This is a genomic window from Pseudomonas sp. S1_G07 (genome assembly GCF_054668565.1).
Genome location: NZ_CP162778.1, coordinates 3020638 through 3032869, shown reverse-complemented (window position 1 = coordinate 3032869; position 12232 = coordinate 3020638). Strand labels below are relative to the sequence as shown.

The 12232-nt window shown below is 61.3% G+C and carries 12 protein-coding genes; 5 read left to right on the top strand and 7 right to left on the bottom strand.

Features of this window, described 5'->3' with window-relative positions; all coding sequences use genetic code 11:
* Window positions 1-9: 9 nt before the first annotated feature.
* From AB4O05_RS14045 to AB4O05_RS14035, 3 genes are read right to left on the bottom strand one after another with little or no spacing between them, the layout of a single operon-like run.
* Window positions 10-738 carry a sulfotransferase-like domain-containing protein gene (locus AB4O05_RS14045; protein ID WP_460136999.1) on the bottom strand — a complete coding sequence of 243 codons (729 nt, stop codon included), beginning with the start codon at window positions 736-738 and terminating at the stop codon, window positions 10-12.
* Window positions 735-1958, bottom strand: a complete 1224-nt coding sequence (locus AB4O05_RS14040; RefSeq protein WP_460137000.1) for a transaldolase family protein — start codon at window positions 1956-1958, stop codon at window positions 735-737. Before AB4O05_RS14040 ends, AB4O05_RS14045 begins: the two co-directional genes overlap by 4 nt.
* Window positions 1959-1980: 22 nt before the next feature.
* Window positions 1981-2691 carry an HAD family hydrolase gene (locus AB4O05_RS14035; protein WP_460137001.1) on the bottom strand — a complete coding sequence of 237 codons (711 nt, stop codon included), beginning with the start codon at window positions 2689-2691 and terminating at the stop codon, window positions 1981-1983.
* A gap of 254 nt (window positions 2692-2945) precedes the next feature.
* Here AB4O05_RS14035 and AB4O05_RS14030 point away from each other — a divergent pair, with 254 nt between their 5' ends.
* From AB4O05_RS14030 to AB4O05_RS14015, 4 genes are all read left to right on the top strand, one after another.
* A complete protein-coding gene (locus AB4O05_RS14030; protein ID WP_460137002.1) occupies window positions 2946-3746 on the top strand; it encodes an SDR family oxidoreductase in 801 nt (266 codons plus the stop codon).
* Window positions 3739-5565 (top strand): glycoside hydrolase family 15 protein, encoded by a 1827-nt coding sequence (locus AB4O05_RS14025; protein ID WP_460137003.1) that lies wholly within the window; start codon window positions 3739-3741, stop codon window positions 5563-5565. The genes AB4O05_RS14030 and AB4O05_RS14025 overlap by 8 nt, the downstream gene beginning before the upstream one ends.
* A gap of 103 nt (window positions 5566-5668) precedes the next feature.
* Window positions 5669-6163 (top strand): alpha/beta fold hydrolase, encoded by a 495-nt coding sequence (locus AB4O05_RS14020; protein WP_460164896.1) that lies wholly within the window; start codon window positions 5669-5671, stop codon window positions 6161-6163.
* On the top strand, window positions 6160-6588 hold the full coding sequence (locus AB4O05_RS14015) for an alpha/beta fold hydrolase (RefSeq protein ID WP_460164895.1): 429 nt from the start codon (window positions 6160-6162) through the stop codon (window positions 6586-6588). Before AB4O05_RS14020 ends, AB4O05_RS14015 begins: the two co-directional genes overlap by 4 nt.
* On the opposite strand, the gene AB4O05_RS14010 is transcribed toward AB4O05_RS14015, so the two are convergent.
* Window positions 6558-7526 (bottom strand): GlxA family transcriptional regulator, encoded by a 969-nt coding sequence (locus AB4O05_RS14010; protein ID WP_460137005.1) that lies wholly within the window; start codon window positions 7524-7526, stop codon window positions 6558-6560. The two genes, AB4O05_RS14015 and AB4O05_RS14010, sit on opposite strands and share 31 nt — an antisense overlap.
* 90 nt (window positions 7527-7616) lie before the next feature.
* Here AB4O05_RS14010 and AB4O05_RS14005 point away from each other — a divergent pair, with 90 nt between their 5' ends.
* Window positions 7617-8297, top strand: coding sequence for a DJ-1/PfpI family protein (locus AB4O05_RS14005; protein ID WP_460137006.1), 681 nt, complete (start codon window positions 7617-7619; stop codon window positions 8295-8297).
* Between the two features lie 107 nt (window positions 8298-8404).
* Here AB4O05_RS14005 and AB4O05_RS14000 read toward each other — a convergent pair whose 3' ends face one another.
* The 3 genes from AB4O05_RS14000 to AB4O05_RS13990 all read right to left on the bottom strand — a co-directional run bounded on the left by AB4O05_RS14000 (window position 8405) and on the right by AB4O05_RS13990 (window position 12206).
* Complete coding sequence (locus AB4O05_RS14000; RefSeq protein ID WP_460137007.1) at window positions 8405-8980, bottom strand: DUF4174 domain-containing protein; 576 nt, start codon at window positions 8978-8980, stop codon at window positions 8405-8407.
* A gap of 164 nt (window positions 8981-9144) precedes the next feature.
* The gene (locus AB4O05_RS13995; protein WP_460137008.1) at window positions 9145-9777 is read right to left on the bottom strand and encodes a glutathione S-transferase N-terminal domain-containing protein; all 633 of its coding nucleotides are present in this window, start codon (window positions 9775-9777) and stop codon (window positions 9145-9147) included.
* A 71-nt stretch (window positions 9778-9848) separates the two neighbouring features.
* A complete protein-coding gene (locus AB4O05_RS13990) occupies window positions 9849-12206 on the bottom strand; it encodes a DNA polymerase II (protein WP_460137009.1) in 2358 nt (785 codons plus the stop codon).
* Between the last annotated feature and the right edge of the window lie 26 nt (window positions 12207-12232).

The window sequence follows — 12232 nt, the reverse complement described above, 5'->3', positions numbered from 1 at the left end:
CAACTGTCCTTATTGACAAAACTCATTCATGCGCGCGTAAAAAGTCCGATGGTATTCATACATCGCCTTTAACTTTGGCCATTGTTCGAATACTTGCAGGTCGACGACCGGGTTAGCCGGTAAAACAATGCGCTCACTGTTTTCTGCCGCCACATGCCAACTTCGCCAGGTTTTCCATTGTTGTGGACATTCACGCTTCCAAGTCATGGCTTGAGGCAGGAATTCAATCTGCAAATAGTCACACAACTTGCGAATCACGCGCTCCGGCTCAGCGGCAAGAGCGTCCGCGTTAATCACATAGGGAACCTGCCCCGTCAGTTTGGTCACGACACAAAAAATCTCGTACAAGGCTTTATGCCCGATGGCTTCCAGAGGCATATCGGGATGTACCCGGTGATGAGAAACAATGCTGCTGGCGGGCTCTCGAATAATAAAAATATTGTGTTGCTGGGCGAGAAAGTCGAGATCGACTTTCAACTTATCCAGGCAGTGGTAGCACATGTCTTTATGAAAGACATTGGCGCGCGCCCTGGCGTCGATCAGCTGTTGTTTAATCCCCTCATAAGTGGTGGGAAAACTGTGATCCCATTCATCCGAGGGAATTGCCGAATCCTCGGAAAATGCCATATGCGCAAAAGGCTCGTGAAATACCTCGAAATCCCCACGCTCGATGAACACCCGCTCCAGCACGGTGGAGCGCGAGCGCGGGTGCGCCCATAACCCGACCATCCTGTTCATGCCAGCACCCCGTATTCGGCGGCGAGAATGTCGTTGAGCGAGCGCGCCAACGGCCGCGCCACCGGGCAAAGGCGCACGCAGTAATCGGTCAACCGCCGATGCGCGCTGTTGGCTTCATTGCAGGCATTGATAAATGCTTCATGGTTGCCAAAGTCGTAGGGCTCGATGCCGCCCAAGAAGTAGCCTTCACAGAAGTACGCAATGCGCATGAGCTTGGCGAACGTCGCCAGCGGCGGCTGCAGCGGTTCGCGGGCAGGCAACACCGGTTTGCCATGGCTTTCACGCTCAATCAGGAACTCCACCACGTCCGGTGTCAGCGTATAGCTGGTCGCCGATAGCCCGGTCTTTTCCAGGTGCCAGCAGTGTTTGTTGCCGCGTTCGTCGACATCGACTTTTATGCTCGAAAGCAGGATGTTGACCGGCACGGTCGAAGCCGCGACCAGCGTCTGTATCTGCTGGTAGATCAGCAACTCGGCCCAGCGCAGTTCTTCGGCGCTCAGCGTCAGGTTGCGCTCTGTCGCCTGCAACGCGAACTCGGGCTGGCAGGAGAAGCGCCCGATCATGAAGGTGATCACGTATTTGCAGCGGCGGGTGTCGACGCCATGGCTGCGCGCAGTCGCCCTGCCACGCTCTATGGCCTGGATACCGGCCTGGAACTGGGAGACGGTAAAGCAGAACGTGATGTTGACCGAAGCGCCCTGGGCCACCAGGAGTTCGACCGTCGCAAGCCCTTCCAGGCTGCCCGGCACCTTCACCATCACATTCGGCGCCAGGCGCTGCAGCTCCAGCCCCCTGTCGGTCATGCGTTCGGTGCAACGCACGTCCACCGGTTCGACCTGCGCACACATCCAGCCCTCGTTCTGGGCGGATTGCCCCCAGAGCAACTGGAGCGTCGAGGCCCCTTCGACTATCACTTCGTTGTAGAGCTTCTTGCGTAACTGAGCCGGCGACAGGCTCGCCAGGCTGAATCGCGAAGACCAATAGTCACGCTTATCGAGAATCGCCGCCGCGACCAACCGAGGGTTGGTGGTCACGCTGCTGAAGCCATGGGTCGGCGAGAAGTCATCCGGCATCAGTTGTTCAATATGGGCCACCGCCGCCGGGTACTTATCCAGCAGATGGTTCTTGAAAGGCGCATAGACCGAGGGCGACGAATCCCACCACACTTCTGAACATGGGTCATTCTGCTTCAGCCGTTCTATATAACCCTGTACGTTCACAACGCCTCCTCCCTGGGGAAGTTCACTGGTTAATGAGGCTCAACATTTCACGCATATCGGAAAACGGTAACGCCCCGGCATCGGCCAGCATCACGTGACGATCCGGCGGGCCAAAACCCAGTACCCTGATGTTGGCGGCAACCGCCGCCTGCACACCGGTCACACTGTCTTCAATGACCAATGCGTCGCGGGTATTAATGTTGTAAGTCCGGCAAGCGGTTAAAAACACCAGCGGGTCGGGTTTCCAACGGCCCAATTCATAACAACTGAATATTCGCCCCTCGAAATAAGAAAACAGTCCGGCGAGACGCAAACACTGTTCTATCTTGTTGCGCGGCGCACTGGACGCCACGCAATAGGGAATATTCAACGCTTGCAGAACTTCAACAATGCCATCGGTGGCTTTCAGGTTTAATACCAATGCATCCAGCGCCTGCTGCCGAAACGCCACTTCAAACTGACTGCTTACTTGAATACTCAATAAACGTTCTGCTTCGCGCACACAGTCAGCAATCCTGCGCCCACGAAAATGTTCAATAAACCGAACAGGGTCTAATTGTGCACCGCCCTGTGCGTGGGCATTAAGCATGGAGATCAATACAGACAGCGTAATTTCTTCACTTTGGACAAGCACACCGTCGCAATCGAAGATAATCAACTTAGGCAAACCACTCTCGTAGCCGGCCATTAATGCCTGCTCTGGTAGTTCTCCTATAACGGCCGACAAATACATAGGCATCTCTATATAGGTGCCCCGCGATGACTGCCGAACTACCAGCGGAGCGGGTTGGGGTGTGCCTATAAGACACGCGACAAAAAATCCTGTCAAACGCTTTTGAACGGTTTTTTAGTATCTTGTAGTTATTTTTTATTCTTCTGTTATTCCATTTTCCACCATGGTTGTAGTCGCTAATTTCACACGGCTGAACTTCCGCTGCGCCCGGTCAGTCAGCTGCTCTGAACTCAAAAATTCAAGGTCGGTGGACAATGCGTATTTCGTTGGAGCAACAAGTCGCACTGGTGACGGGCGCCAGTTCCGGAATCGGCGCCGGCGCGGCCAAGGCCTTGGCGGCGGCCGGTGCTGCGGTGGTATTGAATTACAACAGCCAGAGCGCACCGGCCGAAGCCTTGGCGGCGCAGATCAACGCCGAGGGTGGCCGGGCACTTGCTATCGGCGCCGACGTAGCGAAAGAGGCCGATGTGGAACGGCTGTTTGCGCAAACCCTTGAGGCGTTCGGGCATCTGGACATCCTGGTGGCCAACTCCGGCATGCAAAAAGACGCTAACCTGGTCGACATGACCCTCCAGGACTGGAACAGCGTGATCGGCGTCAACCTCACCGGCCAGTTCCTGTGTGCCCGGGCGGCCGTGCGCATTTTCCAGGGCCAGGGCGTGCGCGACGGCGTGTCACGGGCCGCTGGAAAAATCATCCACATGAGCTCGGTGCACCAGTTGATCCCTTGGGCCGGGCATGCGAACTACGCAGCGTCCAAAGGCGGCGTGGAGATGCTGATGCGCACCCTCGCCCAGGAAGTCAGCGAGCACCGCATCCGCATCAATGGCATTGCGCCGGGGGCGATTCGCACAGCGATCAACCGCGCCGCCACCGAAGGCGCTGCGCAAAACGAATTGCTGAAATTGATTCCTTATGGCCGCGTGGGCGATGTGGAAGACGTGGCCAACGCCGTGGTCTGGCTGGCGAGCGACGCCTCCGATTACGTGGTGGGCAGCACCCTGTTCATTGATGGCGGCATGAGCCTTTATCCGGAGTTTCGTGGCAATGGTTGATTTGAAAAACGAGCAACAAAGTGCCATCGATGCCCACGGTATCATCGGCGACATGCGCAGCGCGGCGCTGGTCAACGATAAAGGCAGCATCGACTTTTTCTGCTGGCCGGAATTCGACAGCCCGTCGATCTTTTGCTCGCTGCTCGACACCCCCGACGCCGGTGTCTTCCAGCTCACGCCGGACCTGCCCAACGCCCGCCGCGAACAGATCTACCTGCCCGACACCAACGTGCTGCAAACCCGCTGGCTCAGCGATGAGGCCGTGGTGGAAATCACTGATCTGCTGGCCATCAGCGACGATATCGACGACCTGCCCCTGCTGATTCGCCGGGTCCGCGTGGTCAGTGGCACGGCCACCCTTCACCTGCGTTGCGCCGTGCGCCAGGACTACGCGCGCGCGCCCACCCACGCCGCCCTGGAAAATGGCACGGTGAGTTTCAGCGCCGACGGCCAGCCTGGCCTGCGCCTGGCCGGCAGCCAGCCGTTGCAGATCGAACACCATGCCGCCGTGGCCACGTTCACCCTGGCCCAGGAAGAAGGCGCCGAATTTGTCCTCGGCGGCCGAGACGATGAGCGGGTAGACAACCGTTGCACGGACCTGGCGCTGGCCCACACCCTGGCGTTCTGGCGCGGCTGGATCGCGCAGTCCAACTACCGCGGGCGCTGGCGCGAAATGGTCAACCGTTCGGCCCTGGCGCTCAAGCTCCTGACCTCACGCAAACATGGCGCAATCGTCGCCGCCGCGACCTTCGGCCTGCCGGAAACACCCGGTGGCGAACGCAATTGGGACTATCGCTACACCTGGATCCGCGACGCCTCGTTTACCGTCTACGCCTTCATGCGCCTGGGCTTTGTCGACGAAGCCAATGCCTATATGCGTTGGCTCAGGGGACGGGTCAGCGACTGCTGCGGCCAGACGACCAAAATCAATATTCTGTACGGTGTCGACGGTCGCCAGGAACTCCCCGAGACACAGCTCGATCACCTCAGCGGCCACGGCGGCGCCCGGCCGGTACGCATCGGCAACGAGGCGGTCGATCAGATTCAACTGGATATTTATGGCGAACTGATGGACGCGGTGTACCTGGTCAACAAGTACGGCGAAGCCATCTCCCACGAGGGCTGGAAACATACGGTTGAGGTCGCCGATCAGGTCTGCGAAATCTGGGACCAGAAGGACGTGGGCATCTGGGAAATGCGCGGCGAACAGCATCACTTCCTGCATTCGCGGCTGATGTGCTGGGTGGCCCTGGACCGCGCGATTCGCCTGGCCTCCAAGCGCTCACTGCCGGCGCCGTTCGCACGCTGGGACCAGACCCGGCAAGCCATCTACGCCGACATCTGGAGCCGTTTCTGGAACGAAGAGCGCGGGCACTTTGTGCAGCATATCGGCAGCACCGCGCTGGACGGTTCGATGCTGTTGATGCCGCTGGTGCGCTTCGTCGCGGCCACCGATCCGCGCTGGCTGAGCACGCTGGAGGCGATCCAGAAAAGCCTGGTGCGCGACGGCATGGTCTACCGTTATCGCAACGACGATAGCCAGATCGACGGCCTGCAAGGCACCGAAGGCGCCTTCGCCGCCTGTTCGTTCTGGTACGTCGAATGCCTGGCCCGCGCCGGACAAGTGGAAAAGGCTCACCTGGAATTCGAACAGTTGCTGCGCTACGCCAACCCGTTGGGGCTGTACGCTGAAGAGTTCGACAGCCAGGCACGACACCTGGGCAATACGCCCCAGGCGTTGAGCCATTTGGCGCTGATCAGCGCGGCGACGTTTCTGGATCGCAAGTTGAGTGGGGAGAAGACGGTGTGGCAGCCCTGAGGGCAGCGGCCAGTATTTGACGGATGCGGCGGTGGGCATCCACATAACGTTCAATGACTGAAAACCCAATACATTAATCAGACAACGGAGACAGGAGCCCGCCATGAACGCCCCCTTGCTATACGTGCGCACCTCCATGCTCGACATCGCCTACGAAACCCATGGCCCCGCCGAGGGTGAGCCGGTGATCCTGCTGCATGGCTTCCCCTATGACCCACGCAGCTACGACGCAATTGCGCCGGTACTCGCCGAGCGCGGTTACCGGGTACTGGTACCGTACCTGCGCGGTTACGGACCGACGCGGTTTATCAACGCGCAGGTGATGCGTTCCGGGCAGCAGGCGGCGCTGGCGCAGGATCTGCTGGAGTTCATGGATGCGTTGCGGATCCCGCAGGCGACGCTGGCCGGTTATGACTGGGGGGGCGGGCCGCGTGTATCGTTGCGGCGCTATGGCCGCAACGGGTGCGTGGCTTGGTCACCGCAGATGGCTACAACGTCCAGGACATTGCCCAGTCGCTCAAGCCTCTGGCGCCAGAAACGGAGCACAGGCTGTGGTACCAGTTTTACTTTCATACCCAGCGCGGTGTGGAGGGCTTGACCGCCAACCGCCGCGAGCTGTGCAAGCTGCTGTGGTCGCTGTGGTCACCGTCATGGGCCGAGGGGCCAAGCCTGTATGAGCAGACGGCGCCATCATTCGATAACCCGGACTTCGTCGAGGTGGTGATTCACTCCTATCGCCACCGGTTCATGTACGCCCCCGGCGATCCTGCGCTTGAAGCCATCGAGCAGGCCCTGACGCTGCAACCACCGATTTCGGTCCCGAGTATTTCGCTGTGCGGGGCCGATGATGGCGTCGGCCCGCCGCCGGACGAGGACGATGACATCGAGCACTTCAGCGGCGTTTACCGACGCCAGGTGTTGCCCGGCGTGGGCCACAATATTCCCCAGGAAGCGCCCCACGCCACCCTAGCCGCGCTGCTGGAATTGCTCGCCTATGACACCGGCGAAAAGCGTTCGCGGTAAGCCTGGGGCGTGACCGACAAGGCGCGCAAAAAGCTGCGACGCAGGGTTTCTTCACAGCCAAAGCCGCACTGCACGGCAATGCGTTTGATCGACGCAGTGCTGTCCGCCAATTGCCGGCGCGCGGTCTCGACGCGGATCCGCTCGACGGCGCGCGCGGGCGTCTGCCCGGTTTCGGCGCGGTAGTGGCGCACGAAGCTGCGCTCGCTCATGCCGGCCTGGGCAGCCAGGGTCGGGATGTTCAAATCCAGGGTCAGGTTTTCGGCCATCCACGCATGGAGTTCGGCGAAGCGGCTGTCGCTCTTTTGCAGGGATAAGGTGACGCTGAACTGCGACTGCCCGCCGGGGCGCTTGAGGAACACCACCAGGTGCCGCGCCACTTCCAACGCTACGGCGCGGCCGAGGTCTTCTTCCACCAGGGCCAGGCACAGGTCGATGCCGGCGGTGACACCGGCCGACGTCCACACCGCGCCCTGCTGGATGAAGATCGGGTTGGACTCCACCGTCAGCGCGGGAAACCTGCGCGCCAGTTCTTCACAGCGCGTCCAGTGGGTGGCCACGCGACAGCCGTCGAGCAGGCCGCTGGCGGCGAGCAGAAACGCGCCGGTGCACACCGAGGTCATGCGCCGGGTGGACCGGGCTTTTTCCCGAACCCAATCCACCAGCGCCAAGTCTTCGGCGGCACCGTATACCCCCCAGCCACCGGCGATCACCAGGGTGTCGCAGGGCGCATCGGCGGCAGGCAGCGGCTCGGCCACCAGCGCCAGGCCGGCGGACGTCATCACCGGTTCGGTCTGGGCAGCAATCACCGAGACGGCGTAAGGCAACGGCAAGCCGCGCTGGCGGGCCAGGTCATTGGCGGAGGCGAACACCTGCAGCGGCCCGGTCACATCGAGCACCTGGGCGTTATCGAAAGCGAGGACATGGATGAGTCGCGGCATGATTGGCGTGATCTGTTGGCTCAATGGCGTATTCGCCAAAGCCTAGGCCTCTACAGTGAAGTCGTCCACCCCTTTATCGGAGCACTATTGATGACCTTGCAGATCGGCTTTGTGTTGTTCCCCGACGTCCAGCAACTGGACCTGACCGGCCCTTATGACGTGTTGGGTTCGCTGCCTGACGTAAAATTGCACCTGGTGTGGAAAGACCTTGCGCCGGTCACCTCCAGCACCGGAATGGTGTTCACCCCGACCATGACCTACGCCGACTGCCCCAACCTGGATGTGCTCTGCGTACCCGGCGGCTCTGGCGTCGGCGCGCTGATGGAAGACCCGCAGACCCTCGACTTCCTCAAGGCCCAGTCCCAGACGGCGCGCTACGTGACCTCGGTATGCACCGGCTCACTGGTGCTCGGCGCGGCGGGTTTGCTGCGCGGCCGCAAGGCCACCACCCACTGGGCCTACCACGACATGCTCGCCCCGCTCGGCGCGATCCCGGTGCAGGAGCGCGTGGTGCGCGACGGCAACTTGTTTACCGGTGGCGGCATTACCGCAGGCATCGACTTCGCATTGGTCCTGGCAGCAGAGTTGTACAGCGAAGCAGCGGCTCAGTTGGTGCAGTTGCAGATCGAATACGCGCCGGCGCCGCCGTTCGAGGCGGGCAGCCCGCAGACCGCGCCTGCGCACGTGCTGGAAGAGGCGAAAAAACGCACGGTGGAATCGCGCAAGGTGCGCGCTGAGATCACTGCGCGAGCCGCTGCGCGCCTGGGCTGAGGCGCACTGCCTGTGGTTGGGGGAGCTTGTTGTGGCGTAGAGACTCGCTCCCATGGCGCAATCAACCCATGCGAGTTGACTGCAGACCCGGTGGGTCGGTACGTGGATCAGTCATCCAGTTGCTGAGGGGCTGGCTTGCTGCCCTGTTTCGTCGGCTTGGCGCCCTTGGCCGGGGCAGGCGCGGCGGGTTCCGGTTCAGCCACGGCGGCGGCTTCTTTCTCGGCCATGGGCATCTGGTCGATGGCGCTGAAAAACGCTTTCAAATCGAGGGTGTCGGGCGGTACCGTCTTCTCTACTTTCTTCTCGCCGTCCTTGCCCACCAGGATCACCTTGGTGCCGCTGCCGGCGCCGAGCTTGAGGGCGCGGATCAGTGCATTGGTTTCAGGCGGGGTGAGTTTCTTGTTGTCCTTGGGGTCTTTGGCGAACTTTTCTCCTTCGGCACCGATACTGCCGAACTTCACGGTGTAGAGCACCATGCCGCGCTCTTCGAAGGACTGCTTGGTGGCAGGCTCGTCCAGCTGTTTCTTGAGGGTCGCCAACGTGTCGTTGCCGGAATCAAGCTCCACCACCACCAGCGGCCGGGCCTTGCCCAGATCCTGCTTGAGCGGGTTGATATCATCAGCAGCCAACAGTGGCCCCGTAAAAGCCATCAAGGTAGCCAGGGTCAGCGACCGGATGAGCATGCACACCTCCTTTGAATTTCGTACAGGGTTCTTGAGTTTCATGTCTGCGACAGTCAAATTCAAGGATGATTCCTACACCGCTTTCAGAAAGCGTAGGCCAGGGGGGCCTCTACGCAAGGGGTTGAAAGGTACAACGGTGATTGTTTCCTCTGATTACGGAAACACTACGAAACCTTCCACTGCGGCCAATGCCGTGCAAATACGGGCGCGACAATAGGGTCCGCATCCACTTGCGCCAGTGACTGGGCAAAGCCTGGCGCCAGGGCGCTCAATGCCTCCCGTGCTTCGTCCCAGCGCGACACCGCGGCCGCCATGATGCCCAGTGCATTGGGCTCACCGCTTGCCGCAAACAACTGACCGGCAAACTGTTCGGCAAATATCACCCAGGCTTGGTGCAAGTAGCGGCGCGTGCCGGTGACCAGTTGTGCCTGCACGGCTTCACTCGCGTCGCCCAACCAGCGTTGCGGGTAATCGATGATACCGATCGCCGAGTAGCAATGAGCAGCGATGTACACCAGCCCACGCAGGATCTGGGCGCGGTTGCCGTTCAATAAATCCGAAGAAGGAAACTCCAGGCCCAGGTGGATCAGGATCGCCGCGCTTTCCGTCAGCACCTGACCGTCCGGGGTGACCAGGGTAGGCACCTGTTTGAGGGGGTTGATACGGGCCAGTTCATCGCTGCCCTCGCCGTCGGCCCAGGAGGCAGCATCCACCCGACGCCGCGGCACCGCACACCGCTGCAGGGCAATTTCGATCATGCAGGAGCCGGACTCGTCGATGCCATAGAGCGTGTACATGGAGGGTTCCTCCTGAGAGTTGATCATCGGATGACAACAATGCAGCGCCTCGGCACACCGAAGCAAGTGCTCTAGAACAGACCCATTTGCCCGCCGACCAGGGTACTGAAATCGTCATTCACAAACGGCAGGATCGCATCCGCCACTGGCTGCAATTGGCGAGTGACGTAGTGGTCGTAGTCGACGGGCGCCTGGCGCGCTTCCAACGGTTCGGGGCCATTGACGCTGATCACGTAGCTGATCCAGCCGCCGCGTTGGTACTGACGCGGGCGCCCGAGGCGGTCGTTGTATTCATCGGCCAGGCGCGCGGCGCGCACGTGGGGCGGTACGTTGCGTTCGTAGTCGTCCAGCTGGCGGCGCAGGCGCTTGCGGTAGATCAGCAGCTCATCGAGTTCACCGCTCAGGGTCCGGCGCACGTAGTCGCGTATGTAGTCCTGGTGGGGCTGGCGATGAAAGATGCGCTGGTAGAGTTCCTGCTGGAATCGCCGGGCCAGCGGCGACCAGTCGCTGCGTACGGTTTCCAGGCCTTTGTAGACCATCTCTTCGCTGCCGTCTGCGCGCACTACCAGGCCGGCATAGCGTTTCTTGCTGCCCTCCTCCGCGCCACGAATGGTGGGCATGAGAAAGCGGGTGAAGTGGGTTTCGTATTGCAGCTCAAGTGCACTGTGCAAGCCAAATGCGCTGCGCAGGTGCTCGCGCCACCAATCGTTGACGTGCTTGACCAATGCCTGGCCGATACGGCTGGCGTCCTCTTGGGAATGAGCGCGGCCGAGCCAGACGAACGTGGAGTCGGTGTCGCCGTAGATCACCTCGTACCCCCGGGCTTCAACCAGCTCGCGGGTCTGGCGCATGATCTGGTGGCCGCGCATCGTGATCGACGACGCCAACCGCGTATCGAAAAAGCGGCAGCCGCTGGAACCGAGTACGCCGTAGAACGCGTTCATAATGATTTTGAGGGCCTGGGACAGCGGCGCGTTGTGCTCGCGCTTGGCCACTTCGCGGCCCTCGGAGACGCGTGCGACGATGGAGGGCAGGCAGTGGCGCGTGCGAGAAAACCGCGCACCGCGAAAGCCTTCCACGGATTCGCTGTCGCCGGGCTGCTTGAGGCCCTCGATCAGGCCCACCGGGTCAATCAGGAAGCTGCGGATGATCGACGGGTAGAGGCTTTTGTAATCGAGCACCAGTACCGATTCGTAGAGGCCGGGGCGGGAGTCCATGACAAAACCGCCGGGGCTGGCCTGGGGTGGCTTGTCCCCGAGGTTCGGCGCGACGAAGCCCTGGCGGTGCATCAGCGGCATGTACAGGTGGGTGAAGGCGGCGACGGAACCGCCGTTGCGATCAGCCGGCAGGCCGGTGACGCTGGCGCGTTCGAGCAGGAACTTGAGCAGTTCGGTCTTCGCGAAAATCCGCGTGACCAGCTCGCAGTCCTTGAGGTTGTAACGCGCCAGGGCGGGCTTGTCCTCGGCGAACATGCGATTGATTTCATCCATGCGCTGGTACGGCGTGGAAATGTCCTTGCCTTCGCCAAGCAGGGTTTGCGCGACGTTTTCCAGGCTGAAGGATTCGAAGCTCCAGGTGGCCGAACGCAGGGCTTCGATACCGTCGATGATCAGGCGCCCCGCCGCCGCCGCGAAGTAATGGTTGCGGCTGCCGTGCTCGCGCCAGGCCATCGGTTCGTCGCCACGCCCAAGCATCAGCGGCACGTTGAGGCGTTGGGCATGTTCGTGGAGGACGCGCAGGTCGAACTGCACCACATTCCAACCGATGATGGCGTCGGGGTCGTGGGTGGCGAGCCATTGGTTGAGGCGCTCGAGCAGTTGGGCACGGGTGTCGCAGTAGTCGAGCTTGAAGTCCACCGCATCGGTTTTGTTCGGCGGGCCGAGCATGTAGACCTGGCGCTCGCCGCAACCTTCGAGAGCGATGGAGTACAGGTCGCCCTGGGCGGTGGTCTCGATGTCCAGGGACACCAGCTTGAGCGGCGGGCGGTAGTCGGGGGCGGGTTTCATCTGTGCGTCGGCCAGGGCGCCACTGGCATCGGGCGTGCCGCCGAACCATACCGGGGCGGTGATGAAGCGCTCCATCATATAGCGCTCGGGCGGGCGTATGTCGGCTTCGTAGACATCCACGCCGGCGGCGCGCAGGCGCTTTTCCACGTCCATCAATTGGCGATGCTGGCGCGTGTAGAGGCCGAGGACAGGACGGTGATGGAAGTCGCGCAACTGCAGCGGGCGCAATTCGATATCGCGCTCGCCCTTGAGCAGCCAATCAAGCGGCTTGCGATGGGCCTCCGGGATAAACATCACCGACGTCTGGACAGGCAGGCAGATGAGTCTTGGCCCCTGGTCGGTGGCCAGCCAGAAACTGACCTGCGTGCCCGCCGGGGTATCGCGCCAATGCCGGGTCAGGACAAACCCCTGCTGTAAATCCACCGTACCGCACCTCTGGAATCGCTTTC